Source organism: Paenibacillus sp. RU5M, from assembly GCF_900221055.1.
Classification (GTDB): Bacteria; Bacillota; Bacilli; order Paenibacillales; family Paenibacillaceae; genus Paenibacillus; species Paenibacillus marchantiae.
In genome coordinates, this window is the sequence record NZ_OBQM01000003.1 from 548,688 (window position 1) to 574,464 (window position 25,777).

Annotated in this window: 20 protein-coding genes, 5 tRNA genes and 1 pseudogene; 18 read left to right on the forward strand and 8 right to left on the reverse strand. The window is 47.0% G+C overall.

All coding sequences use genetic code 11. The annotated features are described in order from the left end of the window. Nucleotides 1-115 precede the first annotated feature (115 nt). Together CRO25_RS13040 and CRO25_RS13045 are read right to left on the reverse strand one after the other, a co-directional pair. Nucleotides 116-2,296: a serine hydrolase gene (locus CRO25_RS13040; RefSeq protein WP_079695267.1), complete on the reverse strand. Its 2,181-nt coding sequence runs from the start codon at nt 2,294-2,296 to the stop codon at nt 116-118. Nucleotides 2,297-2,450: 154 nt separating this feature from the next. Further along, nucleotides 2,451-3,701 (reverse strand): MFS transporter, encoded by a 1,251-nt coding sequence (locus CRO25_RS13045; RefSeq protein ID WP_079695268.1) that lies wholly within the window; start codon nt 3,699-3,701, stop codon nt 2,451-2,453. 141 nt (nt 3,702-3,842) lie between these two features. Here CRO25_RS13045 and CRO25_RS13050 point away from each other — a divergent pair, with 141 nt between their 5' ends. Next, on the forward strand, nt 3,843-5,672 hold the full coding sequence (locus CRO25_RS13050; RefSeq protein ID WP_079695269.1) for an ABC transporter substrate-binding protein: 1,830 nt from the start codon (nt 3,843-3,845) through the stop codon (nt 5,670-5,672). A 43-nt stretch (nt 5,673-5,715) separates the two neighbouring features. Here CRO25_RS13050 and CRO25_RS13055 read toward each other — a convergent pair whose 3' ends face one another. Next, complete coding sequence (locus CRO25_RS13055) at nt 5,716-7,209, reverse strand: serine hydrolase (RefSeq protein ID WP_079695270.1); 1,494 nt, start codon at nt 7,207-7,209, stop codon at nt 5,716-5,718. A 295-nt stretch (nt 7,210-7,504) separates the two neighbouring features. Between CRO25_RS13055 and CRO25_RS13060 the strand changes: the two genes are divergently transcribed. From CRO25_RS13060 to CRO25_RS13085, 6 genes are all read left to right on the forward strand, one after another. Beyond that, on the forward strand, nt 7,505-8,707 hold the full coding sequence (locus CRO25_RS13060; protein ID WP_079695271.1) for an outer membrane lipoprotein-sorting protein: 1,203 nt from the start codon (nt 7,505-7,507) through the stop codon (nt 8,705-8,707). A gap of 460 nt (nt 8,708-9,167) precedes the next feature. Further along, nucleotides 9,168-10,355 (forward strand): alanine racemase, encoded by a 1,188-nt coding sequence (alr, locus tag CRO25_RS13065; protein WP_064640023.1) that lies wholly within the window; start codon nt 9,168-9,170, stop codon nt 10,353-10,355. A 261-nt stretch (nt 10,356-10,616) separates the two neighbouring features. After that, nucleotides 10,617-10,898, forward strand: a complete 282-nt coding sequence (locus CRO25_RS13070) for a CopG family ribbon-helix-helix protein (RefSeq protein ID WP_024630715.1) — start codon at nt 10,617-10,619, stop codon at nt 10,896-10,898. A 3-nt stretch (nt 10,899-10,901) separates the two neighbouring features. After that, a complete protein-coding gene (locus CRO25_RS13075; RefSeq protein WP_024630714.1) occupies nt 10,902-11,252 on the forward strand; it encodes a type II toxin-antitoxin system PemK/MazF family toxin in 351 nt (116 codons plus the stop codon). Between the two features lie 234 nt (nt 11,253-11,486). Further along, the gene (locus CRO25_RS13080; protein WP_079695272.1) at nt 11,487-13,676 is read left to right on the forward strand and encodes an alpha-galactosidase; all 2,190 of its coding nucleotides are present in this window, start codon (nt 11,487-11,489) and stop codon (nt 13,674-13,676) included. 274 nt (nt 13,677-13,950) lie between these two features. Next, nucleotides 13,951-16,173, forward strand: coding sequence for a Tex family protein (locus CRO25_RS13085; RefSeq protein ID WP_079695273.1), 2,223 nt, complete (start codon nt 13,951-13,953; stop codon nt 16,171-16,173). Between the two features lie 152 nt (nt 16,174-16,325). On the opposite strand, the gene cmpA is transcribed toward CRO25_RS13085, so the two are convergent. After that, nucleotides 16,326-16,469 (reverse strand): cortex morphogenetic protein CmpA, encoded by a 144-nt coding sequence (gene cmpA, locus CRO25_RS13090; RefSeq protein WP_090808144.1) that lies wholly within the window; start codon nt 16,467-16,469, stop codon nt 16,326-16,328. A 233-nt stretch (nt 16,470-16,702) separates the two neighbouring features. Then, entirely contained in the window at nt 16,703-17,059 is a 357-nt protein-coding gene (locus tag CRO25_RS13095) for a hypothetical protein (RefSeq protein WP_024630711.1), read from the reverse strand. A 120-nt stretch (nt 17,060-17,179) separates the two neighbouring features. Between CRO25_RS13095 and CRO25_RS13100 the strand changes: the two genes are divergently transcribed. The 5 genes and pseudogenes from CRO25_RS13100 to CRO25_RS13120 all read left to right on the forward strand — a co-directional run bounded on the left by CRO25_RS13100 (nt 17,180) and on the right by CRO25_RS13120 (nt 20,313). Continuing rightward, a complete protein-coding gene (locus CRO25_RS13100) occupies nt 17,180-17,641 on the forward strand; it encodes a SprT family protein (protein WP_072734302.1) in 462 nt (153 codons plus the stop codon). A gap of 137 nt (nt 17,642-17,778) precedes the next feature. Continuing rightward, a pseudogene (locus CRO25_RS13105) lies at nt 17,779-18,474 on the forward strand (response regulator transcription factor); the annotation flags it as partial. 214 nt (nt 18,475-18,688) lie between these two features. Beyond that, the gene (locus CRO25_RS13110) at nt 18,689-20,017 is read left to right on the forward strand and encodes a HAMP domain-containing sensor histidine kinase (RefSeq protein WP_244552174.1); all 1,329 of its coding nucleotides are present in this window, start codon (nt 18,689-18,691) and stop codon (nt 20,015-20,017) included. A 126-nt stretch (nt 20,018-20,143) separates the two neighbouring features. Next, nucleotides 20,144-20,219 (forward strand) — tRNA-Asn (locus CRO25_RS13115). A 5-nt stretch (nt 20,220-20,224) separates the two neighbouring features. Further along, a tRNA-Ser gene (locus tag CRO25_RS13120) sits at nt 20,225-20,313 on the forward strand. Between the two features lie 115 nt (nt 20,314-20,428). Here CRO25_RS13120 and CRO25_RS13125 read toward each other — a convergent pair. Beyond that, nucleotides 20,429-21,127 (reverse strand): helix-turn-helix transcriptional regulator, encoded by a 699-nt coding sequence (locus CRO25_RS13125; RefSeq protein WP_072734299.1) that lies wholly within the window; start codon nt 21,125-21,127, stop codon nt 20,429-20,431. 100 nt (nt 21,128-21,227) lie between these two features. Here CRO25_RS13125 and CRO25_RS13130 point away from each other — a divergent pair, with 100 nt between their 5' ends. After that, on the forward strand, nt 21,228-21,896 hold the full coding sequence (locus CRO25_RS13130; RefSeq protein WP_079695275.1) for a flavin reductase family protein: 669 nt from the start codon (nt 21,228-21,230) through the stop codon (nt 21,894-21,896). A 210-nt stretch (nt 21,897-22,106) separates the two neighbouring features. After that, complete coding sequence (locus tag CRO25_RS13135) at nt 22,107-22,778, forward strand: MgtC/SapB family protein (protein WP_079695276.1); 672 nt, start codon at nt 22,107-22,109, stop codon at nt 22,776-22,778. A 57-nt stretch (nt 22,779-22,835) separates the two neighbouring features. Here the strand turns inward: CRO25_RS13135 and CRO25_RS13140 are convergent, their stop codons facing one another. Together CRO25_RS13140 and CRO25_RS13145 are read right to left on the reverse strand one after the other, a co-directional pair. Then, nucleotides 22,836-23,732, reverse strand: a complete 897-nt coding sequence (locus CRO25_RS13140; protein ID WP_079695277.1) for a Cof-type HAD-IIB family hydrolase — start codon at nt 23,730-23,732, stop codon at nt 22,836-22,838. Nucleotides 23,733-23,735: 3 nt separating this feature from the next. Beyond that, nucleotides 23,736-24,512 carry a DeoR/GlpR family DNA-binding transcription regulator gene (locus CRO25_RS13145; protein WP_063564436.1) on the reverse strand — a complete coding sequence of 259 codons (777 nt, stop codon included), beginning with the start codon at nt 24,510-24,512 and terminating at the stop codon, nt 23,736-23,738. Nucleotides 24,513-24,820: 308 nt separating this feature from the next. Between CRO25_RS13145 and CRO25_RS13150 the strand changes: the two genes are divergently transcribed. The 4 genes from CRO25_RS13150 (at nt 24,821) to CRO25_RS13165 (ending at nt 25,770) form a co-directional block, all read left to right on the forward strand. Continuing rightward, nucleotides 24,821-24,892: transfer RNA gene (locus CRO25_RS13150), tRNA-Glu, on the forward strand. Between the two features lie 113 nt (nt 24,893-25,005). Continuing rightward, nucleotides 25,006-25,081 (forward strand) — tRNA-Lys (locus CRO25_RS13155). Nucleotides 25,082-25,098: 17 nt separating this feature from the next. After that, a tRNA-Leu gene (locus CRO25_RS13160) sits at nt 25,099-25,181 on the forward strand. 172 nt (nt 25,182-25,353) lie between these two features. Continuing rightward, a complete protein-coding gene (locus CRO25_RS13165; protein WP_063564435.1) occupies nt 25,354-25,770 on the forward strand; it encodes a helix-turn-helix domain-containing protein in 417 nt (138 codons plus the stop codon). The last annotated feature ends 7 nt before the right edge of the window (nt 25,771-25,777 follow it).

A 25,777-nucleotide genomic window follows, 5' to 3' on the forward strand; every position in this document is an offset into this window, starting at 1 on the left:
TACAAACCAAAACAGGCTTGTTCAGAGGGAGGAAGCTCCTCCTTCGAACAAGCCTGTTTAATTTTTTATGTTATGAGTGCGAGAGTAATACTGTTATTGCAATCTGGTGTTCAGTTTATTCAGGATTCACGGTTGCAGGTGCAGCCGAAGCATCTTCAGCAGGTTTTTCGTCTTCAGGGGAAGCCTCCGCTTTTGACTGTTTTGCCATCAACTCAGCTACGATTTTATCGGTTGGCTGCGTGAACAATTTATACATAATCGCTGCCTCTTCCTGGCGGATCAGTGGTTTGCGGGAGAGGAAGTCAACCGCCCCATCCTCCAGCACCTTCACTTCCGGGCCGTGAATGCCCAACTTGACCATCATTTGGATCGCAGGCACCGCCCAGACATCCGTCTGTCCGGCCAGCTTCACATCTTCGAACAGTTCGTTCGGGTATTTCAGCTGGAAGGTTCTCCAGATCATCACCATGGCTTCCTGACGTGTGATGACCTGATCTGGTTTGAACTGTTTCTCATCGGCACCCGCGATCATGCCGGATTCATAACCTAGCTGAATGTAACCGGCAGCAGGGTGAGTTGCCCAGTCGGTATCCGTAGGTGGCGTCGTTTTGCTGGCTTTCAGCCCGCTCATTTTAAGGACGTCCTCAATGAATTCAGCCCGTGTAACGGCATTTTTGGGTTGAAAAGCTTCATTTGCATCATTTGTATAGTATCCAAGGGATTGTAATCCATAGATGGCTTCAGCATAAGGACTATTCGCCTGGACATCCCGGAAGCCTTGGGGTTTCTGTCCTTTTTTCTCATATCCGAACGGGTTGAGATAAGGTTCTTTCATGTAGATGGTTCCATCTGCATTTTCCTTAAACGCCGTGAACTGGCCTGTTAATTCATCCTTGAAGAGATGATCTTCAACCTGGATCAGATTACGTGGGCCTATGAAAGCATCTGAAATGCTCAATTGTCCGGGTTCTTTCCCGCCATCTTTCAGGGAACTGACAATGGTGCTCAGTCGCAGATCCGCGTATAGACCAGCGAAGCGTTGCAGCTCATCCGCTGATTGAGGTGTATATTCCTTGAATTTGACGGGCTCCGCATATTGCGGGAAGAACGTCTGGATAAAGGCCGGGTAGAAGAAATTACGAAGTGCTCCCGTCTGGTTGTAAGTAAGGAAAACGCCGGTGTTTTGCTCAGGAATAAGGAAGAGATAAGAGCTGAATCCGATCAGGTCGCCAGCTTTGGTAATAATTTTGGAACTGCTGCCTGCACCCGGAAGCTGAAAAGCAGCTTCAAATCCATAAGTGGTATTGGGTAGCAGCGGATGAATGGAAGAACGGTATTGTTCCATGCTTTTTACCGTAGATTCTTTCCAAATACGTTCGTTATCCTTCACACCATCATTCAGGAAAGCGATCATGAAATTCCCGATATCCTCTGCCGTTGAGAGCATGCCGCCTTGAGGCATAGGTGTTGGGGAAAGGGTGTACAGGTCGAGTGGATTATGGCCCGCATCATAGGCTGTTGCAAGTTGGTTTTTGAACTTGCCGTTCAGCAAGAAACTGCTGTTATCCATACCCAGAGGTTTGAAGATATGCTGCTGCATATACGATTCAAAAGGCTCGCCGCTTACATTCTCCACAATCATGCCAAGCAGCAGGAAGGAGAAGTTGTCGTACATGTAGGCGCTACCAGGTTCTCGAACGACAGGTGGCATATGTAACTTGGCATAATCCTCCATCGATACACTTTTGTCAAAGTCATCATGGATGTCTTCCTGCTGCGGGTCGCGAATCTCGAATCCGGTGGTGTGTGTGAGCAGATTCTCTACCGTTACAGGTTTGTCAAAAGGATTATCGAAATCCAGTCCTTTCACATAGGTCTGGAAATCAGCCTTCAAATCCACCTTGCCTTGCTCTACGAGCTGCATGACAGCGGCTGATGTGAATGTTTTGGAGACCGAAGCGATACGAAAGGTGGTATTTTTCGGATCAACGGGCGTTTTACTCTCCAAATCGGAATATCCATACCCTTTCTCTGCCACGACTTTTCCATCTTTGACAACGACTACGGAAGCACCAACATATTGTGCTTTCGCTTCGGCGGAATCAAAAAATGTATCCAGAAAGGCTGTCGCGGACTCCGTTGTCAGCGCTGTCACTTTCCCTTTTTCATTGACCGCAGCAGGTGCAGTCTCGGCCTGCACGGCGGGTGCCCATAGACTGAGGGATAGGACAAACGCCATGAACGCCCCCGTTATGGAGGTGAGCCTGAAGCGGGCGCTTCGATTGGATAAATGCATGTAAACACTCCTTCAAAAGAAAATTTTGTAAATAGGACTCTCCTGTTATTACTGATTACTGGCCCGATAAGTTTCAAGATAGTAGATTGTGATATACACTTCCAATAGAACTCAAAACTACCAGGAGAAAATCCAGCATAGAGGAGCTTGGAATTTATGAGGCATCTGCACAGGGTCGTGGTTCACTTTGAACCGTTGACGTCCGGAGCGACTGACGGAAAAATACGAGAGCACCGATCCCCATCAATACATACAGGCCAGCCATTGCATAGGAAGGCAGGAAGGCCCCAATCGTCAGCCCAAGACTACCCAGCAGAGCGGCTGCATTATAACTCATGCCGTCAGCAGCCATATAGGCAGCACGGTCAGATTCAGGAATCATGCCAGCAAGCATAACATGACGAACAGGCGCATACATGAGCTCACCGATGGTTAGCAGTACAGCGGATGTGATAAGCAGCCAGGCCCAATTGCTGAATGCGAGCACGCCAAATCCAGTAGTGTACATACACATGCCGACAGTCATAATAAATCTGGACTGGAACCGCCCCAGCCATTTGGAGAAAGGAATGGCCATGATTACGACGAGTACAGTGTTAATCGCCATGATCAGACTGAACATCTGCAGACCTGAGATATCCCAATGGAACAGTTGGGCGTTGAATTCACTTTTCAGACGAACGGCGATGTATTTATCCATTTGGAATTCCAACGAGACAGCCAGCACTGTTGCGGTGAAAAACACCATAAATTGTTTGTCCCTAAATACACCGCCATACGTTTTCAGTATATTCCTATTAATTGGGACATCAAGCTGATTGGAGTGTCTATTATCCATTGTTTCATGAATATATAACAACAGAATAAATAGTGTAATCATGCTCTCCATGCATACCAGACTGAACAAAATGAAGCGGAAGGACTCGAACAATAACCCGCCCATGAGCCCTCCAATCGTAATGGCAACGTTGGTGGTCCAATATTGCAGCCCATACACATACTGACGTTCATGCTCACTACTCACGTCTACAATCATGGCATTGGCAATGGGCCCAGTAATGCCAGAACTGATGCTGCTAAGCAGAAACATGACACAAGTTAAAGGAACGGAGTCCATCCACGGGGAGTTGGCGGCAGCCAGCCAGAACAGGGCGAATACCTGCAATATTTGGGCGATGACCATCAGTTTCTTGCGTCCGACTCGGTCAGACCAGTATCCTGCGCCCAAGCCAACGATCATGGAGGCCACAATATTAACAGTTAACAGCATACCTGCCCAGCCTGCACCAATCTGGACACTCAGATAAATCGCCATAAAAGGAATAATGGATTTCTGAGTTAGATCCGTAAAAAAATCAGTAATGATACGAATCTTGATGTTGCGATGCAAATCAGTATATTTCATGTGCAGTTCTCTTCCTTCCCGCTGGTGTTGTCGATGTACCTGAGTATAATGGAGGAAAACCTGAAGAAAAACTGTAGAAGCATACGGGTCAATTTCGCATTTTAATTAGGGGAAGGAAAGGCAGGGATAGTTGTGGAGGTCATGGATCATTATATTCAGCTTCGCGTGGCCTTTTCGAACGTGGACGAAGAGGAAGAAATACACACAACGATTGGTGAGTTGGCTAATCATTTATGTTGTACGATGCGCAATATGAATCTGATTATGAACAAATTTATGGATCATGACTGGATCAGATGGAGCCCACAGCGCGGCAGAGGGAAGACATCAGTGCTCGTTTTTTGCCATCCTCTGTTACAGGCTGTTCAGGAACGATTCGACCGCCTGTTGCAAAGCAACAGGTTGGAAGAGGCCTATGCGCTGGCTTCGGCAATGCCGTTCTCGATGCGAGAAATATTGATGCAAGGGTTGCAAGGCCAGTTCGGTCTACGTTCCGATCACGGCACTCAAGGAAGAGTTGATACATTGCGAATTCCTCAGGAGACGGCTTTTGAGACATTGGACCCGACCCGGGCTTACATGTGGGGAGAAGTTGGAATTGTTGCGCAGGTATTTGATCGCTTGGTGCAGTACAACGCTGAACGCCAAGTCTGTGAACCGAGTCTTGCCGTTGCATGGGAGAGCAACCCTGAGGGAACAGAGTGGACCTTTTATTTGCACAAAGGCATACTCTTTCACCATGGCAGGATGCTTGATGCAGAGGACGTAAGATATACATTTGAACGAATTATTTCCGATCAGGTGAACCCTTGCAAGTCACTGTTTGTTTCCATTCATCACATAGAAACGTTCGACGAGCTAACGGTGCGTTTTGTATTGCGGTTTCCCAACTTTATGTTCCCGGATCTGATGAGCAGTATGAATGCATCCATCTTGCCCCGTGATGTGGAGTTTGACCCGATGTATCCGATTGGTACCGGGCCTTACCGATTGACACGTAATCATCCCAAGCTGCTTGTGCTGGAGGTGTTCCCTTCCTATTTCAGGGGGCGGGTGTTTATTGATCGGGTTGAAATATGGCAGCTTCCCCAGACGGGTCGAGTGGAGTCGGCGATCAAACAGGACTTGTTTCCAGACGGACAGGCTCGCTTGATTCAACATGAGGTTCAGGGCGGTGTGTTTATGACTTTTAATATGCGAAAAGAAGGCCCACAGCAGGATTTATACTTTCGTCAGGCTGTTCAGCAACTGATGGATCCACAAGAGATGATGGGGGCGTTGGCACACACAGGTGTACAGGCTGCATATAGCCTGATTCGGGACAAGTCCAAGGAAAAGCAGATACTTGAACGAATAGAATCGAAGCCAACAGCCCTTTCTGCTGACTTATCTCTCGTAAGAGCTTCAGAGCTGTTACAACGCAGCTGCTACGCAGGCCAGATCATGAATGTGTGGGTAGAGGAAGGCGAGAAAATGGAGACAGACATGGCCTGGTTCGCACAGCGTTGTGCACTTATTGGACTGAAAGTGAGTGTTACGCCAGGTAATCCGGTAGATGCCGTATACCATGATGAATTCGCCTCTTATGATGTGATTTACACGGGTGAAGTGTTCGATGAGCATGTGACGCTGAGTCTATTAACGATGTATACTTTCCAAAATACGCTGTTCCTTATGGCATTGGATGACGAGCGAAAAAGCGAGCTAGAACGTGAATGCAGACACGTCGTTATGATTCAGGATAGTGCTGAGCGGTTGCGTACGCTAATGACGTTGGAGGGGCGACTCATTCAAGAGGCCTTACTCTTGCCTACATACAGCTTCAGGGAAGAACATGCACACCACGTTTCGCTTCAGGATTACCGTGTCGTAGCATACGGTATGCCTGATCTGCGTCGATTGTGGGTGAAGAGAAGTCCAAATACAGAAGAAGATACTGCGAGTTATCCGGCGTATATCCCATTGTGGTAAAGAGTGTAATTACTACAATGGGATAGGCCGGTGGGGGATACTTTTATACTGAAGGTGTCTTTATAAATTCAATTGGATTCGTGCCCGGTTCCAGCAGTAGCGGAATGGAGAGAGAGCTTATGGTGTCCTCTTCATCCGTCTTAAACGTAAAAGTGATTTTCAAGCCAAACAGGACAAGCTCTACGGAAAACGTATCTTTTCCAGTGTATTCCATAGGCATTTCAATGGCATTCAATGTGGCCTGTAACCCATCGTTCGTCTGTTGAATAACGATCTCGCCGTAACCCGGATGATTATAACTTCCCGCATACGCATGGATAGGACGATCATGGGGATGAACCTGAGCTTCCACTGGTTTTTCCTCAACCGAGGTTTCTGGCGTAGTTGGTGTTTCTATGTTGTCTGTTGCTGCTTCGGAATCAGTTGAATCTCCAGTCATTAATTTGGCTAATCTCCCACTCCAATCTACAGGTTTCAATTCAAGCAAACGATCAATAACGTTAAAAGAAATCGTGTAGGGAAGAATGCTTCCATTGGTATTGCAAAGGACTACAACACCGATCTGTTCCTCTGGTAAAAAGGCGACCTGTGAAGCGAATCCATCGATTGCCCCGCCGTGATGAATCATGGCGTTCCCGCGATAAGAATCGATCATCCAGCCCAGACCGTACGTGCTAACAGGCAGCTCTTTGCTGTGGAATGGTGAATCACAAGCCATTTGCGGGCTGTGTGTAACAGCCAACTGTTCTTTGGAAATCAGTTGATTCCCACCCTGTTGCCCTTGATTCAACTGAAATTGCACCCAGGCGATCATATCGACCAGATTGCTGTTAATGGAGCCAGCAGGGCCTACGGCATCAATTTTCCGAAAAGGTATCCGCGTATTCTCACCATTTTGATCCATATAAGGGAAGGCGAAGTCAGGTTGATTCTGCATCTCATCGACAGAGAAGACACTTGAATTCATACCAAGTGGGTTAAACAGGGACTCCTGGACAACATTCTCCCATGAAGTTCCTTTGAGTTGACCCACCAGATAACCAGCGGCCATATACATCAGGTTCTGGTATTGCCATTTGTTCCGAAAGTCCTCATTAGGCTCCAGATACTGAAGCGCGTTTACGAGTTCTTCTCTGCTCCGTGATGAGTTATACCATGCCATATCGTGCCTTGGAAGTCCGGAGCGGTGACAGAGCATATCGCGGATGGTCAGGCGTTCTGTAGCTACCGGATCGAACATTTTGAAGTCTTTCAAATACGTTCTAACAGGTGTGTCCCACTTCAGAATGTCCTGATCCACCAGCAGGGCAGCGGTTGATGCTGTGAAGGCTTTGGTACTTGAACCGATCGCGAATAGGGTATGGGGTGTAACTTCAAGCTGGGACTCCAGATCGCGATAACCGTATCCTTTTTGCAAAATGACTTCATCCTTGTGAATAACCGCTACCGCCACACCTACTCCTTTCCAACGTTGAAGCTGCTCTTCCACAAAATCATCCAATCCATTCAGCAATGAGTGAAGATAGGTTGTGTTCATTATTTTCCTCCAATTTAAAATAGAGTTGTACATCAATTAAGCTACATAATCGTGGTATGTAATTACATGGGTTGGGTTGTTATCTGTATTTACTATGAAGAATCTGGTTGGATTTTACATCCTACCCGAGACTGATTTTGTTACCAGATAGGGTGTTGCGGCACTGATTGATGGAATGCTTGTCAAACTAGTCCGCATATATCGAACAAGTCCCTCATAACATGTACTAATCAAGTAGGGGTTCTGCTGTACGCACAATCCTGAAGTGAAAACATGTGCTAAAGGGGATGATGTCATGCGCCGAATATCATGGATGCTTGCCATGGTATTGGTCTTATCGACCTTACTTGCCGCCTGCGGGAAGAAGGATGCGGCAGCCGTGGTCAAAGATTTGAACGAAGTCGTAGGAGAAATGGAAAGTTATCAGGGGGTAGGCGTTATGACGCTGCATACCGGAGATACGCCGCAGCAGTACAAGGTCGAGGTATGGCATCAAAAGCCTTCATATTATCGTATCGCGTTAACGAATGCCAAAAAGGATGTAACACAAATTGTACTGCGCAATGATGAGGGCGTATTTGTCCTGACACCGAGTCAGAACAAAAGCTTCCGTTTCCAGAGTAACTGGCCGGATAACCAAGGCCAGGTTTACCTCTACGAGACGCTGATCCGCAGCATAACAGGTGATTCGACCCGCCAGTTTGCCGATGAGAAGGAAAGCTATGTATTCGATGTAGCTGCCAACTACAATACACATGCATTGGTCAGACAGAAAATATGGTTAAACAAAAGCGATTACGCTCCAAAACAGGTAGAAGTATCCGACTCGAATGCCAATGTGGTGGTCGATGTGAAGTTCGATAGCTTCAAATTTGGTACCGAATTTGAGAAAGACGCTTTTGATATGCAGCGTAATATGACTGCTGCTACTGAAAATGGTGGCAAGGTTGGTACTGACTCAGGCGCGGCTCCTGCTGGGGAGGGTAAAGAGACTACCAATCCTCAAGCTGCAACAGAGGAAGGTTCTGCATCCAATCCAAGCGGAACCGTTAGTGATGGACAGACGGGTGTGAGTGATAACGCCGAGCAGCAAGGTTCAGAAGATCCAGCCAGTGGGAAAGGAACCGAAGAACCGACATCGGCCGAGCCGGAAGGTACAGGCAGCTTCGGGGTTATTCAGCCGACCTATGCACCGGAAGGCGTCAAGCTGAAAGACGATCAGATCGTGGAAGGATCAGGAGACTATTCGGTTATGCTTCGCTACGAAGGAACATATAATTACACGATTTTTGAAGCGCGGCCGCAGGACAGAGCGGTATCACTTGCGCCATCCAGTGTCGTGGATCTTGGATTCACGCTGGGTATGTTGAGTGGAGATGCCTTACAGACACTTACATGGATGACAGATGGAGTGGAGTACCGGATCACAAGTGCAGATCTTCCACAGAATGAGATGGTACAGATTGCGACATCGATGCAGGAAGAGTCAGGGAAATGATTTGCAAAGTATAGTCGTCCTAACATAAGGAATGCTAAGAAGCATCGGAGATGAATTCTCCGGTGCTTTGCTGCATATACAGGTCTTCGTTCCTGTTTTATATCAGTGATTCGCAGGATTTGATTTTCAGTTGAAGCTATGTGTATCAACAGCCAATGATCCTGCGTAAGATAAGCAAGAATTAGGTCCAGTGTACTCAATAATGCAAAACACGCTTCTACGCGGGAGGAACCGGGTAAATAATACGATATAAGCAGATGAGTTACGTTATGGAGAGATGAATATCTCATTCATGGTCTGGCTTATAGGTCTTATTCCGCGTTTGCTCCCGACTTCAGGATAGCGCTCCTGTATGTGTTTTGGACTACAGATCTTCCGTTCATTTGACAGTCACATGCTTGAGCATTACGATGGAGTCTGACGTGAGCCGGATTAAGATGATTAGAGAAGGTGACTTAACGTGCAAGAACAATATCGGCCGACCCAAGCGGAAATCAATTTGGATCATTTGTGCAACAACGTAGACGCTTTCCGTGAAACATTGCCGCAAGGCAAGAAACTGCTCGCTTGTGTGAAGGCTAATGCCTATGGACATGGGGCAGTGGAGATGGCCAGAGAACTGGAACGAGTTGGCGTGGATTACTTAAGTGTAGCTTTTCTTGACGAAGCGCTTGAATTGCGACAACACGGAATTACCCTTCCGATTCTGGTATTGGGCTACACGCCGCCAGAAGGCATCGCTGAAGCATGGAAACATGATGTAACCATTACGCTGTTCAGTAAGGAAGTACTCGAAGCCATTCAACATCTGGAGACGGGCACATCCTCTCGTAAGCTCAAGGTTCACATCAAAATCGACAGCGGCATGGGCAGACTTGGCCTGTTGCCTGGCGAAGAGGCAGTTGCTTTTATTCAGGAAGCAGCCAAGCTGAAGCAGGTGATGCTTGAAGGCATGTTTACCCATTTTGCCAAGGCGGATGAAAAAGACAAGACCTATACACTGGAGCAGTATCGACGGTTCCGAGGCGTGGTTGATGCGCTGCGGGATCAGGGATGTGTCATCCCGATTATACATACGGCGAACAGCGCCGCTACCATTGATACACCGGAGTTGTCCTACGATATGGTACGTGTGGGAATTAGTCTGTACGGATTGTATCCTTCGGGAGAGGTGAATCATCAGGTAGTGAAGCTGTCCCCGGTATTGACACTGAAGACGAAGGCGGTTCTGGTCAAAACGCTGCCACCTCATTGGGGTGTCAGCTACGGAACCCGTTATGTAACACAAGGGAACGAACGAATAGCGACCCTGCCTATAGGCTATGCAGACGGATTTTCAAGAATGCTGTCAGGTAAAGCACAAGTACTTGTGCGCGGCCGCCGCGTTCCCGTCGTCGGTACGATCTGCATGGATCAGTGTATGGTGTCGCTACAATCTTTTGCAGCAGAAGCAGAAGAAATTCAAGCCGGCGAAGAGGTTGTTCTCATCGGCCACCAATCGGGTGCAGTCATTACTGCAGACGAAGTGGCATCTCAGCTCGGTACGATTCCCTACGAAGTGATCTGCATGATGGCGCATCGAATCCCGCGGGTTTATACCCGTAATGGAGCAGTAGTCGCCAGAATCAACCCTCTTTTGACATCCTGATAGCTCGACTGGACGCTATTACCAATAAACTTTTTTTCAGAACAGAAGGAAAACTGTCGGAGCATCTCGAATTATGAATGATGACTGGGATGAAAAATCCTGAAAAGAGATGTTTGGTCTGTACGAATATTGTTCCCCGTGTTTATAATGGAGTACAGCATACTTGATATACTCGGGGCATATATATTCCTTTGTATAAAAGTTCTGGAAAAACGTAATACTGGTTCACAATGGCGAAAGGTTTGTGGGGGTGGAAGAAAGGTGGCCAACTTGCAGAACACCAAGCGGATCATGATCAGTTTGCCTGATTATCTTTTGCAAGAAGTGGATGGCATCGTAGCGCTGGAGAATTCCAACCGCAGCGAATTGATTAGGCAGGCCATGAAGCTGTATTTGACGGAGCGTAAGAAACGTTACATCCGTGAATCGATGCAGCGAGGGTACATGGAGATGGCGAAGATTAACCTCACCATGGCATCCGAGGCCTTTCACGCGGAGGAAGATGCGGACAGCACTCTGGACCGCTTAGTTAGCGGGGTGTAGACATTGATCGTAAAACGCGGTGACGTTTTTTTTGCGGATCTTTCTCCCGTTGTTGGTTCCGAGCAAGGTGGAGTCAGGCCGGTTCTGGTCATCCAGAATGACATCGGCAACCGGTTTAGTCCTACTTGTATTGTGGCGGCGATCACCGCCCAAATCCAAAAGGCAAAGCTGCCGACGCATGTAGAGATTGATGCGGCGGCACACGGCTTTGACCGGGACTCGGTTATTTTGCTCGAACAAATACGGACGATTGATAAGCAGAGGCTGACCGACAAGATTACCCATCTGGACGAGGAGACCATGAAACTGGTCAACGAAGCCTTACAGATCAGCCTGGGTTTAATCGATTTTTAAGGCACCAGGCAGTTGTTTCTTTGTTCTGCCGTGCCATCCGTAGACAATGGATGTTCCTTGCAGGAACACACAATTTCAGACAGCAATCAAAAGAGCGTACAACAGCCTAATGGCTGGGGTACGCTCTTTTGATTAAAGCTTCATGAAAGCGTAGAACATTGTGAAGCTTTTCGTTATAATGATACCTGAGAAACCGTTTACGTTAATCGACATATATAGAGGTGGAGGAGACACATGAGCATTTATATTGATCAGGAGAAGCTTCAATTTCATCTACAGACTCAAAAGGCAAGCTATGTATTTCAGGTCCTGCCTTCGGGATATTTGGTACATTTATATTATGGCAAAAAACTGCGTGATACCGATCTGAGCTGGCTTCATGTGCGTACAGAGCGTGCTTCGTTCAGCCCAAATCCGGTGCCGGAAGATCGGACGATCTCTTTCGACACGTTGGCAGTAGAACTGCCGGTGTATGGTACAAGTGATTTCCGTAATCCGGCAATCCAATTGGAGCTTGAGAATGGTTCAACCGTTTCGGAGTTTACGTATACAGGCCATCGACTGATCAAAGGAAAGACAGCGCTTACCGGACTGCCTGCAACTTATGTTGAGTCCGACGATGAAGCCGAGACACTCATCGTTGAACTGGAGGACCGTGTTGCAGGGATCAAGATTGAACTTAGCTACACGGCCTTTACGGCCTTTAATGCGATTACGCGTTCCATGCGGATCATTAATGAGAGCGCTACCTCGGTGAATATTGCACGTGCGCTCAGCTCTTCCGTTGATTTCCCGCATGCCGATTACGAATTGCTGCAATTGTCAGGAGCATGGACGCGTGAACGGGACATCGTTCGCAGACCGCTTGCTTCCGGCCTGCAAGGCATCGAGAGTCGTCGAGGCTCAAGCAGTCACCAGCAGAACCCGTTCATTGCACTGATGACACCGGGTACAGACGAAGATCAGGGTGAAGTCTACGGGTTCAGTCTTGTATATAGCGGCAGCTTTACAGCACAGGCAGAAGTGGATCAGTTCCACACCACTCGTGTATCGCTTGGAATCAATCCATTTGAGTTCAGCTGGAAGCTGGATTCGCAGGAGTCATTCCAGACGCCTGAGACGGTCATGGTCTATTCGGACGCAGGTCTCGATGGTATGTCTCAGTCGTATCATAATCTGTATCGCGAACGCCTTGCACGTGGCAAGTTCCGTAATGCAGAGCGTCCGGTTCTGGTCAACAACTGGGAAGCGACCTATTTCGGCTTCAACGCAGATAAGATTGAACAGATCGCCCAGGCAGGGAAGAAGCTTGGCATTGAACTGTTCGTACTGGATGATGGATGGTTCGGACATCGGGACAGCGATAACTCCTCACTTGGTGACTGGATTGTGGACAAGAACAAATTGCCACAAGGCCTGGATGATTTGGCCAACCGGGTAACCAGTTTGGACATGCAGTTCGGACTATGGTTCGAGCCTGAAATGATTTCGCCAGACAGCGAATTGTACCGTGCTCATCCGGACTGGTGTTTGCATGTGCCGGATCGTCGTCGTACGGAAGGGCGTCAACAATTGGTACTCGATTTCTCCCGTCAGGATGTGCGTGATGAGATTGTACGCATGCTAAGCGATGTGCTTGGATCTGCGCCGATCACTTATGTGAAATGGGACATGAACCGGAATATGACGGAAGTGGGTTCTGCATTGCTTCCAGCAGATAGACAGCGTGAGACTGCGCATCGTTATATGCTTGGATTGTACGAAGTCATGGAACGTATTACTTCGGCGTTCCCGAATATCCTGTTCGAGAGCTGTTCAGGTGGTGGCGGCCGTTTTGATCCAGGTATGCTGTATTACATGCCGCAAACGTGGACCAGCGATAATACGGACGCGATATCCCGCCTGCGTATTCAGTATGGTACAAGCCTGGTATATCCGGTAAGTTCAATGGGGTCACATATCTCAGCGGTTCCAAATCACCAGGTCAACCGAATTACTTCTCTAGAGATTCGTGGACATGTCGCGATGTCGGGTAACTTTGGATACGAGTTGGATTTGACTCGTTTCACAGAGGAAGAGAATGCTATCGTGAAGGCTCAGGTTGAGCTGTACAAGGAAATTCGAGGAACCATCCAATACGGAACGTTCCGGCGCTTGCTAAGTCCGTTTGAGGGAAATGAAACGGCATGGATGTTTATTGCCCCAGATGGCAGCGAAGCCGTTGTATTCTACTTCCGTGTGCTGTCTGAACCAAATGCACCGCTCCAACGTCTGAAGTTGAAGGGCCTGGACCCTGATGCGGATTACCGCCTGAAAGGTGGTTCCGAGACGTTTACCGGGGATGCGCTGATGTATGGTGGGATCTCTGTAGGCCGTGCATCGGGAGACTATTGGAGTGAAATGTTCCGCTTCGAACGGGTATAATAAACTGGCGTGAATGCAGTGTTTGTCAGGGGAGACCGGAAGACGTCGGGGAGACGTTTTTCGGTCTTTTCTTATGGTTGAGATGAAGGTTTGATACGTAATCTCAATTGTAAGAACTTGTAACATGGACGAATGCTGGAAATCTGAACGGGATTTTGTGATAATATAGGGGAGAGGAATCTGCATGAATGCAGGTTCGATACTGTGATTACAGCAGCAAAGCTGCCCTGAACAAGCTTCAACTGAACGATTCAGGAAGGAAAGAGGGATTTATTTGTCTGAACAGGAAACGGTTCTGGAACCCAATGAAGAAACAATAAAGGCAGAACGCCATGAACGAATCATCAAACAGGTAGCCAAGGAACTGTCACTGTCCTTGAAGCAGGTCCGCACAACGTCGGAGCTTCTGGACGAAGGCAATACGATTCCATTTATCGCCCGCTACCGTAAAGAAATGACTGGAGAGCTGGATGAGAACCAGCTGCGGCTCATTGAAGAACGCATCATATACTTGCGTAATCTGGAAGACCGCAAAGTGGAAGTCATCCGTATTATAGAGGAACAAGGCAAGCTGACCGGAGAACTGAAACAGTCTATCACTCAGGCAGTTAAGCTGCAGGAAGTGGAGGACTTGTACCGTCCGTTTCGTCAGAAGCGGAAAACCCGTGCCAGTGTAGCGAAGGAAAAAGGTCTCGAACCACTCGCTGTCTGGATCTGGGGTCAACCAAAGCAAGGGAATCCTCTGGAGGAAGCTGCGCGTTATATCAATGCTGAACTTGGGGTAGAAGATGCAGAGGTTGCACTTCAGGGAGCCAAAGACATTTTGGCTGAGAATATTGCAGATGATGCTGCTATTCGTGCATGGATTCGTCGTTATACGCTCGATCATGGCATGCTGACTTCGGAAGCGAAGGATGCTGAGCAGGAGTCTGTATATGAGAACTACTATGATTATCGTGAATTAGCCAAAAAAATGCCTCCTCACCGTATTCTCGCCATTAACCGCGGTGAACGTGAAAACATTTTGAAAGTGGGTCTGGACGTGCAGCCTGAACCGGCTCACCGTCATATGGAAGGACAAATCATCAAGGGTGCATCTGCGGTCCAAGACGTTTTGCGTGCTGTGATTGAAGATGCTTACAAACGATTGATTGCCCCTTCGATTGAGCGTGAGGTTCGTGCAGAACTGACGGAAAAAGGTGAAAACCAAGCGATATCCGTATTCTCGGCTAATCTTCGTAATCTGTTGCTTCAGCCGCCAATTCATGGCAAACGTGTGCTTGGTGTCGATCCTGCCTATCGAACCGGTTGTAAACTGGCTGTGGTCGACGATACGGGCAAGCTGTTGGAAGTGGCTGTTACGTACCCAACGCCACCACACAACAAGAAGCGTGAAGCTGCCGAGGTTTTCCATCGGATGATCAAGCAATATGATATCGGGTTGATTGTTATCGGTAATGGTACCGGATCCCGTGAAACTGAACAGTTTGTTGCCGAGATTATTCAGGAGAACGGGGACGAAAGTCTCGTGTATCTGATCGTCAATGAAGCTGGAGCGAGTGTATATTCTGCATCCAAGCTGGCGCAAGAAGAATTCCCGGATCTTGACGTTGCTGAGCGGAGTGCTGCTTCGATTGCTCGTCGGGTGCAAGACCCGCTGGCTGAGCTGGTTAAGATTGATCCAAAAGCCATTGGTGTAGGCCAATACCAACATGACGTATCTCAAAAAATATTGGAAGAAAGCCTGAAGGCTGTTGTGGAATCCGCAGTTAACCATGTGGGCGTGGATGTGAACACGGCTTCGCCTTCACTGCTGTCCTATGTTGCGGGTGTAAATGCCACCATTGCCAAAAATATCGTGAAATACCGCGAAGAGAACGGCCGGTTCACGAATCGTCGCCAGTTGCAAAAAGTGCCGCGTCTGGGTGCCAAAACCTATGAGCAATGCGTAGGCTTTATGCGGATTGGTGAAGGCGAGAACCCGCTGGATCGCACACCGATTCACCCTGAATCGTATAAAGTCGTAGACCAGCTCTTTAAGGAGCTTCAGGTTGCGCTGGACAAGCTGGGCAGCAAGGAACTGTCTGTTCTCCTGTCTGAGCAACAACCGGAACAGCTGGCTGTGAAGCTGGATGTGGGTGTACCTACACTGCGTGACATTCTGGACAGCTTGCAGCGTCCGGGTCGTGACCCGCGTGAGGAAATGCCGCTACCGATCTTCCGCACTGATGTGCTCAAAATTGAAGATTTGGTGGAAGGCATGGAGCTGCAAGGTACGGTTCGTAACGTGATCGACTTTGGTGCTTTTGTTGATATCGGCATCAAGAGTGACGGACTTGTCCACATCTCACAGCTGAGCAACGGTTACGTCAAACATCCGATGGATGTTGTATCTGTCGGGGATAATGTAACGGTCTGGGTGATGAACGTGGATACCAAAAAAGGCCGTGTCGGCCTCACGATGAAGAAGCCTGCTTCTTCTAAGCAGTCTTCCTAATCCAACACAATGATTGGAAAACAGCCTTCCCTGTAATGGGAAGGCTGTTTGTTGTCAGTTATAATAGTACTGTTGCCCGTACTGTATCCTTCGAAGGGATTTTATGAAAGAAGTGAGAGCTTGAAGTGGACGGGGAGAGTGGCGTCAGATTCTTAGAGTTCGCTGTCCGCGCTGCGCGGGGTGCCACTTGTCGGTTTGTTTCGGTAAAAGAACCAGCATTCGTTCAGCAGCTTGATCTGTCTGCTGTCTTTTTTGTGAAATGCACGCATCAGTTGATTGCAAAGCCATTGAGGCAAGGGTATCTCCTCCTCTTGCATAATTCATCTGTACGTTAGCATATGTGGCAATAGCCTGGACTGTGCGAATTAACCCTTGATGAACTCGGAAAATTCAATATCTATACGGATATGTACTGAAGAGCGGGGCGTATGAATGTAGGGTTGAAAGAAAATGAAAAAAAGCGCAGCCCCTGTTTTTAGGAGATGCGCTTTTAGTTCCATCCTGCATTAATAATAAGTCCATAGGTGGATTAGAGTGATTCCATCTCTTCTTCATACCATTGCTCTAATTGAGCCTGAAGCGCCCGGATCTCAGTGAGCAGGGAAATCAAAGGATATTCACTCTCTCTTAGTGCTGCAAAGCTTTGTTCAAGCGCATTGATATAATCAAGGCCTCCGATGATGGAGAGTTGCTCGTCCAGAAGATCAAGATTGTCACATTCGGCGATTGCCCAAGGCAGAACAGGTACATCTGCTGCGGTAAGTTTGTCAATTTCTTTGTGCAGGCGCAGGTTGAGCGCACTGAGTTGATAAGCGTAATCGGCAGGCATTTCCACAAACTGCAATTGCTGTTCCTGCTGCAGGATGACGTAGCGCATTGTAGGCATAACGAGTAATAATCTCCCCTCATACATTCTACTTGACAGTGTAGCCTACGAAACGGTTAAAATTCAAGTATTATGGCGGAAAAACAAATGGCCCAAGAGGTGTGAAAGGAGGACAAACCGATGGAAAATGAGGAATTGCAGCAATGGATTGAGCAGGTGTCACTCGATCATTTCGGGGTTCCGTTCACTCACGAGGCGCTGTTTAACCGTCGTCTGACGACTACAGGTGGGCGTTATATGCTCAAGAGTCACCGAATAGAGATTAATCCTCATCAGCTCGAAGCCTATGGGCGGGAAGAGGTTGAAAAAATCATCAAGCATGAGCTTTGTCATTACCATCTGCACATTCGTGGACGCGGCTACCAACACCGGGACCCTGAATTCAAAGCCTTGTTGCAGAAGGTGGGCGGTTCGCGGTTCTGCCAGTCCCTTCCGGATGGAAAGGGTAGAAAGCCATTACCGTATCGCTATAAGCTGGTGTGCAAGAGCTGTGGCACGGAATATTTGCGTAAACGCAAAGTTGATCCGAAGCGGTACCGCTGTGGTCGATGTGCCGGCAAGTTGCTATTGAGTGAAATATAGTGAAAATAAAGTCTATCCGAATTATATATAGCCATCTTAAGAAAATTGTAATGTTTTTATTAACATCCTTGTCATTATTTTGTAGTAAGCTGGTGTAGTTCAGATCACCAAAAGAGTAATGGCTAAGGAGGAAAGACAAGTATAGGGTACTTGTAGTAGATGACGATCCCGATATCCGCAACGCGATTGAGATTTATTTGCGGATTGAAGGAATCTTGGTGACTAAGGCAGCAGATGGGCAGGAAGCGATAAGAAAAGTCAGGGAAGAAGAAGTTCACCTCATTGTGATGGATGTAATGATGCCCATTCTGGATGGTATACAAGCAACTTTCAAAATACGCGAGGACTGCAATGTACCGATTATTTTTTTATCTGCCAAAACCGAGGACAGCGACAAAATTCTTGGTCTGAATATTGGAGCTGATGATTACATAGCCAAACCCTTCAATCCATTAGAACTGGTGGCTAGAGTGAAGTCCCAGTTGCGTCGATTTACAGGACTTGGAACACAACAAATCGACCGGGATAATGAACAAGAAATTGAGGTTCGGGGGCTAGTACTTAACAATAGGAGAAAAAAAGTAACGCTGGAAGGTGAAGAGATTCGATTGACTCCAACGGAGTTTCATATTTTAAAATTGTTGATGGAGAATACGGGACGCGTTTTTGCCATTGATGAAATCTATGAACGTGTTTGGAAAGAGCCGGCCTTTCAGCCGGAAAACACGGTGGCTGTACATATTCGCCGAATCAGGGAGAAGATTGAGTTTAATCCCAGAGAACCGAAATATGTAAAGGTGGTGTGGGGCATTGGCTACAAGATGGAAGGTTAATGTGATTCCCTATATGGTTCGATTTGTTTTGATCAGTTGCAGTACCCTCATGTTTTTTTATGCCGTCTCACGAAGTTTCCAGAATATTGATTTTGTTTTTCGAGGCTGGGGTGTTCAGAGTGATCCGTCTTTAATCATATGTTTGTTCCTGATCGCTGTTTTATTTGTGTTTAGGAACCGATTCCCACTGCCTCCGGAGAGCAGATATGTGAAGATGAAGAATTGGATGTCGGTCAGATTAACTATGGATGTACAAATATTGCTTTATTTTGTCATCGGTTTAGCGTTGTTCTATGGAACGATTCTTGTCATGCAGGGGAACGGCATACGGATGAGCCAACATGAGTGGATCAACGACTTTGTCATGTATTTATCTGCATTCCTGTTATCATCCTTGCTGCTCTGTTTTGCTGGGGAGTATGGTAGGGCGGGAATTCGGTTGATCTCAGATCGAGCCGCGCTTTGTCAGATTCTCAATGAATTATGGTTACGTACGACGATCCATATGATACGGGATGAACTGAAACATGGGACCCCACCTGGAAATAGGATCATCAAAACCCTCATCGTTTGTTTTGTATCTCAATTCGTATTACTGATCATTGCGTTTGTGGTAGAGGTATTTAGGTTTCCAATCCTACTGCTGATCGTGGCGTTCAGTGTGATTATCCTGGGTCAGATCGTACGAATCATTCATGGTTTGCAAGGTGTAACACAAGCCGCTTCGGCCATGGCTTTAGGACGTATGGACGTTCAGCTTCCTCAGCAGACAAACGGTATGCTTGACCAACTGACGATGCATATGAACGATATGAAGCAAGGAATTCAGAATACCGTCGAAAAAAGAGTGAGAAGTGAGCGAATGAAGTCGGAACTGATAACCAATGTCTCACATGATTTAAAAACGCCGCTGACCTCGCTGGTGAGCTATGTGGATTTATTAAAACGTAATGAAGGGACTGCTGAGGAAAAGGCAGAATATATTGAGGTGCTGCAACGCAAGACGAAGCGGCTGAGTGTACTTGTTGAAGATTTATTTGAGGCGGCTAAGATGGCCAGTGGGGATGTGGAGCTTCATTTGGAGCAGGTTGATGTTGCGGCCTTATTACATCAGGCTTTGGCGGAATATAGTGAGTCTATCGTACAGTCCGGTTTGATTTTCAGAGTAAGTAGTAGGGATGGTCCGATGTACGCTCACCTGGATGGAAAACGTACATGGCGTGTATTCGAGAATTTGCTTGGTAATGTCACTAAATACGGAATGAAGAATTCAAGGGTATTTATTGAATTATCAGAAGATGATGTGTATGTGATATTGTGTATCAAAAACGTTTCTACATATGAAATGCAGTTTGCAGCAGATGAAATATTTGAACGTTTCAAGCGGGGCGACCATTCCCGGAGCGAAGAAGGATCAGGGCTGGGTTTATCCATTGCGAAAAGTATTGTTGAGCTGCATGGAGGAAGAGTTAACATCGAAATTGATGGCGATCTGTTTAAAGTGACGGTCCATTTTCCAAAATGCATTCAGCAGAAGCAATAAAATAAGCGTTATGACCGACTTTTCTATGCGTTCGAATGAAAGATGCAAGGCTTCCAAGAAAGTCACCGGAGGCATGTTGACTTGGAATATTAATCATGATAAATTTAGGTTATTCAAGAATATTATTCCCTGATAGCTCAGTTGGTAGAGCACTCGACTGTTAATCGAGTTGTCACAGGTTCGAGCCCTGTTCGGGGAGCCATTCTTGGAGAGATACCCAAGTGGCTATAAGGGGACCCTCTGCTAAGGGGTTAGACTGCGTAAGCGGTGCGAGGGTTCGAATCCCTCTCTCTCCGTTCTGAACAAAACATAATCCCCCTCCTCAGTAACCTTTAACGGATACTGAGGAGGGGGATTTTTGATGTATCGTCATTTTGCCAATGTACAAGAAAAGAATGCCCGATTGCGTCCCTATAATGAAATGCCCAATACCTCGTACAAACCCTTCTTGCCAGCTTCCGTGACTTCCACGGAACGGCTGCCTTCCTTCTGGCGGGTCCAGTCCAGCTCAGACAAGCGGCGTCCCAGTTCGTCTCCCAGTACTCCGGAGATATGGTGACGACGCTCACTCCAATCCAGACACTTGCGAGCCACAGCGCGGCGTGATCCGGCTTTCCCTTCAAGCATAATGCCAAAAGAAGTGAACCATTGAATCCCTTTCTCTGTAATGTGGTAATCCTTGGCCTGCTCATCCTCAGGTTCTTCGAGATAACCTTCCCGTAATAAAGCTTCACACAACGATATCCCCAATTTTCCGGCAAGATGCCCATAACAGGTTCGAGCAAAGCTTAGATGTTGAAGCTGGTTGGACTGTTTGAGGGATCTCACTTGTACTGGTGCGGCGATACTTCCCATCGTCTCAATCAGAAAAGCAACCTCTTTGCCTGCGAGACGATAGTATCGATGTCGTCCTTGCTGTTCAACGACGAGCAGCCCGCCTTCTACCAGCTTGGCGAGATGACTGCTTGCTGTTTGAGGAGTAACACCCGCCATGTATGCAAGTTCGCCGGCAGGAAGCGCACGACCATCCAACAAAGCTTCCAAAAAAATAGCACGACTGGGATCAGCAATTAACGATGCAATCACAGAAATATTCGGATAGGTATTCATACTTCGATGATACCTTAACTATTGGTGTATTACAATTAATCATGCATGAATTAGAACCCAAGAGATGGAAGGGATGGATTGAAGAATGGAGGAAGAAACAATGTATACCAATGATAGATCGCAAGAAGAGTTTGGATCAGAGCATCAAGTGGGCTGGACCAGCGAATTGATACAGCACGAGGTGATAAATCCAAGTATTTTGTACTATGGCACACCGGTATTGCTGCTGAGCACGTTAAATGAAGATGGAACGACAAACTTGTCGCCCCTTTCTTCATCATGGGCACTTGGAGACTGCTTGGTACTTGGAGTCGGTATTCAGGGCAAAGCCTTTGAGAACCTGAGTCGTCATCCCGAATGTGTGATTAATCTGCCGGATGCATCCATGTGGGAGCAGGTTGAGGGACTGGGGCGTTATACCGGAATATATCCCGTTCCTGAGGAGAAAAGCAGGATGGGATTTGAGTTTTGCGATGATAAATTTGCCGTCTCTGGACTGACACCCCAAAGTTCAGTTCAGGTTGAGCCGGATAAAATAGAGGAATGTCCGCTCCAGATTGAAGCCGCGGTACAACACATTCGTATTCCCGAACATACACCTTTCATGGCGATTGTGGAAGTGAAAGCGTTGAAGGTACACGCACATACCCGACTGATTTCAGGTTTGAACAAGATTAACCCAGAGAAGTGGAACCCTTTAATTTATAATTTCCGACACTATTATGGACTTGGAGAAAGGTATGGGGAGAGTTTTCGGGCAGAGAAGTGATTTGTGGATTCTGAAATAGCATAGACAATCAATAAGTAATCCAGAATATATGAAGTGGGGCCAGTTGTGGTGCTACTTCTTTCTGTCTATATGAGGCTTCATTAAGGTTTCATGCGAGTAATCAAAGAATTCGGTTATTTTATTAGGCAGGGATTGGGTAAATAGTAAAGAAAGATACATGTAAGCATATACATAAGAGGGGTGATGAACATGGAAATGGAATACTTAATGCGTGTACTCATAGCTGGCATATGCGGCGTGTTGATCGGATATGAGCGCAAGAACCGAATGAAGGAAGCGGGGATACGTACACACTTTGTTGTTGCGGTGGGTGCAGCATTGATGATGATTGTATCTAAGTATGGCTTTCAGGATCAGGCAGGCTGGGCGAATCTCTCGCTTGACCCATCCAGGATTGCCGCACAGGTGGTCAGTGGGGTTGGCTTCATTGGAGCCGGGATGATCTTCACACAGCGCCACACGGTCCGGGGATTGACGACAGCGGCGGGAATCTGGGCGACTGCAGGAATGGGACTGGCTGTGGGTTCGGGATTGTATTGGACTGGGGCTGGGGTAACGCTGCTTATTGTAGTGGCACAGATGCTGCTGCATCGGCCGACACGCTGGTTGGTGTCCGCGAGAACAGAGACGCTGACCATTCGACTGCTAAAGGAAGGGGACACCCTCAAAACCGTTTTGGCTTTGCTTGGACAGGAGAAAATCTCGGTGGTTGGGTTCAAAACAGAACAGCAAATAAGCACAGACTCCGGGGAGGAGACTGTACTTGAATTCACTCTTCAACTGCCTGGATCATATCGGGCCGAGCAATTAATTGTTTTATTACAGGATGTGCCTCACGTTCGATCCGTTGATATGAGGTGAGCCCAGGCTATCGCTGGTTCGTTATGTCGCGCAATGCCGAGCTATCACGACAATCGATTACTGACCGCCTTCAACGACGGTCTCCGGCCGGGAAACGGGCTTGCCTTCAAGAACACACTGAATGGCATGTGCGACACCATGCTCCACATTGGTCAAAGAGATAGCCTTGGCAAGCGCCTTAATCTCCGGTTCAGCATTGCCCATGGCAATACCGAGTCCTGCCATTTTCAGCATGGATACATCGTTGAAGTTATCACCAATGGCTGCTGTATCTTCCATGGAAATGTTCAGATGAGCTGCCAGTTTGCTTAAGGCGTTACCTTTGGATACATCAGGATGCTGCATTTCAAAGTTGTGTTCAGAGGACACCACCATGGCTACATCGGAGCGAGAAGCAAAGTATTCGCGTCCCTGCTGCAATTGAGCCGGATCCATTGAAAAGGCCATAATATTGTAAATGTAAGCTTCGGAAGGGATTTCCTGATGGGAGTTTACGCGGTAATAGTCTTTCTTGTCATAGTGCTTCTTAACAGCTCGAATAAGGCGTTCAATATCCTCCCCAGGACTCGAACCCAGGATGCGATCCATCTCAGCGAGCATCGCCTCGTGGCTGCTTATAGGAGCGTAAATACCCTGTTGTGTGGAGGCCTCGTAGTAGCAATGATGATCTTCCAGCCACTGCATGACGGATGCGGCAGTTTCACGCTCAAGTGGAAGATGGAATAGGCGTTCACCGTTGGCATCGTGGATGGTAGCTCCGTTGGAGCCGATGACTGGTGTGTTAATTCCGCCTTCGCTGCTTATAGTTAATACGTCGGAATAGACCCGACCTGTAGCAATCGTAATCTTCAATCCTTCTTGTTGCGCCTTATGGATTGCAGCTGCGTTTTCCGGGCTGATCTGACTATCTCTGTTCAATAGGGTTCCATCTAAATCGGTAGCAAATAATTTCATATGTTACAACTCCTTTTCAATTGTAGGTTCAGGAATGAGAATCTCGACTTGTTGCTCGGCTAGAAAAGTCCGCCAATCTTGGGAAGGCCATTGATCTGTAATTAACATATCAACGAGTGACCAGTCCGCAAAACGATAACCATAACGCTTATCAAACTTGGAATGGTCAGCGAGTACAATAACCTGTTTTGCAGCCTGCATCATTTTGTGCTTGATCTTTCCTTCTTCTTCAGAGGCACTGAAGCCATCCATCGTAATTCCGCCAATGCCGATAAAGGCTTTGTCTACATAATAATGGGAAAGAGTTTCAATCACTGAAGTACCATAGACATAACGTTGCTCCTTATCGACTTTGCCGCCCAGCAAACGAATCTCGACAGCAGTATGATTGGAGAGAAGATCAGCTGAATAAATGGAATTGGTGATGACAGTACAGGACTTGCCATTTAGATTTTCGGCACAAGTCTGCACTGTAGTGGAAGAATCCAGAATAATGTGTTCGCCTTGGCGGACGATAGCAGCGGCTAGCTTGCCAATAGCTCTTTTTTCATTGGAAATGTGGAGCAAACGATCTTTATAGGATCGGTGCTCGTCTGGTGGAACGGGGAGAATTGCACCGCCGCGCGTTCGGATAATGGCATCCTGTTCTTCGAGTTTGATCAGATCCCTTCGTGCTGTGTCCCGGGAAACGTCAAAGAGGGATACAATATCATCAGCTGAGATGCGATTGTGTTTACGCAAATGTTCAATAATCAGCTGCATTCGTTCTTCCTGAAACAAACGTGCCGCCTCCTTATACGTAGCTGACCGTGTATATAACTGATAGGTTAATTATAAGTACTAATAATGATATTTGCAATATTATAAGTGAATGTAAGTGTATTTAAGTTTTTTGATATTAATTTAACAAAATGCGAAGATTACGATGATAAATTTGTGAAAGACATTTCAGGCGTGAGCAACGCTCTTGACCTCATGGAGAAGGGGAAAAGGAGTGCATAAAAAAAAGTTTGAAAAAAAGTGTTGCACATTTAAGTTGGCCTATGATATACTCATTCTTGTCGCCAAGAAAGACAACTTGTTTACAAGGCCCGTTGGTCAAGGGGTTAAGACACCTCCCTTTCACGGAGGTAACAGGGGTTCGAATCCCCTACGGGTCATTATCTTCACCACCTCAGGGATGTACAATCCTGATGAGGAATCCTCAAAAAGTCATAGCTCCTATACAAAAGAGTTACGCATGGCACACACACATTCGGTGAAGTTACAGCAAGAGACATTAGCTCAGTTGGTAGAGCACCTGACTTTTAATCAGGGTGTCGAAGGTTCGAGCCCTTCATGGCTCACCATTTTTACAATTGAATATGCGGTCGTGGTGGAATGGCAGACACGCTATCTTGAGGGGGTAGTGGGTGTATACCCGTGGAGGTTCGAGTCCTCTCGACCGCATCACAGTAACAAACGTTATAAGATAGACTCTCATGATTATTCATGGGAGTCTATCTTTGTGTTATGAGAAATACCAGAACGTATTCCTGGGATTAAAAGGCTGAGGATTCAGGAAGGTTGTGGTATAATTTAGGTACATGTATTGATTATTACGGTTGGAAGGCGGTTCTGTATGCAGTCGATCTATGAGCGAATTGAACACCTGATTGCCGAACGAGGAATGACCAAGAAGGCTTTCTGCCAACAGCTGAAGATCAGCACGGGCAATCTGGGTGACTGGAAACGCGGTAAATCTATTCCGAGTACGAATAAACTAATTGAGATTGCTTCGTTTTTTGATGTGAGCCTTGATTGGCTCATGATTGGGCGTCCATCCAAGGAGGCGATGGTACGGGAAAAACGGGAGGATTATTTTTTTGACGTGTTGCGGCAATTGAATTGCCAAGAAAGCGAATTATCGACTGTGGAACAGTCTTTTATCAGTGAATATATTGAATTTACCCGTTATCGCAAATCCAAGGAAAGCAGAGATTCAGGCGACTTTCGTTACAAGGGAGAAGATAAGCCCAAAGGAGACGATCTGTTGTAGTACAAGT

Excerpts from the sequence above, each read along its gene's own strand:
- CRO25_RS13165 (WP_063564435.1), top strand. The coding sequence starts at position 25,354 with ATGCAGTCGATCTATGAGCGAATTGAACACCTGATTGCCGAACGAGGA.
- CRO25_RS13125 (WP_072734299.1), bottom strand. The coding sequence starts at position 21,127 with ATGAATACCTATCCGAATATTTCTGTGATTGCATCGTTAATTGCTGAT.
- CRO25_RS13060 (WP_079695271.1), top strand. The coding sequence starts at position 7,505 with ATGCGCCGAATATCATGGATGCTTGCCATGGTATTGGTCTTATCGACC.
- CRO25_RS13140 (WP_079695277.1), bottom strand. The coding sequence starts at position 23,732 with ATGAAATTATTTGCTACCGATTTAGATGGAACCCTATTGAACAGAGAT.
- CRO25_RS13095 (WP_024630711.1), bottom strand. The coding sequence starts at position 17,059 with ATGCCTACAATGCGCTACGTCATCCTGCAGCAGGAACAGCAATTGCAG.
- CRO25_RS13045 (WP_079695268.1), bottom strand. The coding sequence starts at position 3,701 with ATGAAATATACTGATTTGCATCGCAACATCAAGATTCGTATCATTACT.
- CRO25_RS13050 (WP_079695269.1), top strand. The coding sequence starts at position 3,843 with ATGGATCATTATATTCAGCTTCGCGTGGCCTTTTCGAACGTGGACGAA.
- CRO25_RS13135 (WP_079695276.1), top strand. The coding sequence starts at position 22,107 with ATGGAAATGGAATACTTAATGCGTGTACTCATAGCTGGCATATGCGGC.
- CRO25_RS13100 (WP_072734302.1), top strand. The coding sequence starts at position 17,180 with ATGGAAAATGAGGAATTGCAGCAATGGATTGAGCAGGTGTCACTCGAT.
- CRO25_RS13040 (WP_079695267.1), bottom strand. The coding sequence starts at position 2,296 with ATGCATTTATCCAATCGAAGCGCCCGCTTCAGGCTCACCTCCATAACG.
- CRO25_RS13080 (WP_079695272.1), top strand. The coding sequence starts at position 11,487 with ATGAGCATTTATATTGATCAGGAGAAGCTTCAATTTCATCTACAGACT.
- CRO25_RS13110 (WP_244552174.1), top strand. The coding sequence starts at position 18,689 with ATGAAGAATTGGATGTCGGTCAGATTAACTATGGATGTACAAATATTG.
- CRO25_RS13130 (WP_079695275.1), top strand. The coding sequence starts at position 21,228 with ATGTATACCAATGATAGATCGCAAGAAGAGTTTGGATCAGAGCATCAA.
- CRO25_RS13055 (WP_079695270.1), bottom strand. The coding sequence starts at position 7,209 with ATGAACACAACCTATCTTCACTCATTGCTGAATGGATTGGATGATTTT.